We start from the raw sequence: 446 nt of genomic DNA, 5'->3' as shown, positions 1-446 counted from the left end.
CAGGATCTAGTAAAGGTAAAACATAGTAAGTATTATTACTTTGATTGATTCCTATCTGGCTTCCGTATATTTGTTTTCTGCCTTCCCGGATTTCTATTCTGTCAATTAACAAAGCTAAAGAACCGGCACTTGCATTTCCTTTTGTGACAGCTTCTTTCATCATTGGGAGATATTTTTTCTGCGTTTCAAGATCTGAATGTTGAATGACAAGAAATAATGCACTGTTGGCTTGTGCGCCTACTTTCTCTTTACCAACCCAGCCTTGCTCATCTAATATTTTTTTTACTTTTATTAAGTTAAGTGAGTCTTTCTGCATTGTTATTTTCCAAAGATCATTCATTTCTTTAGATTGCGGACCAAATTTTTTCTGGGTTTCGTCCATTTGCATTCTGTATTTTTGGTCTTCCTCGAGAATTGCCAATAATTCAGCCTGCAGGGGTTTGTCA

General features: G+C 36.1%; 1 protein-coding gene. It reads right to left on the bottom strand.

What is annotated here, in order from left to right; all coding sequences use genetic code 11:
- On the bottom strand, nucleotides 1-446 hold a 446-nt coding region (locus BBI00_RS18960; RefSeq protein ID WP_317040185.1), incomplete at both ends, for a DUF6624 domain-containing protein.

The sequence above is a fragment of the Chryseobacterium arthrosphaerae genome (assembly GCF_001684965.1).
GTDB lineage: Bacteria > Bacteroidota > Bacteroidia > Flavobacteriales > Weeksellaceae > Chryseobacterium > Chryseobacterium arthrosphaerae.
This window is presented reverse-complemented; position numbering and strand designations above follow the sequence as displayed.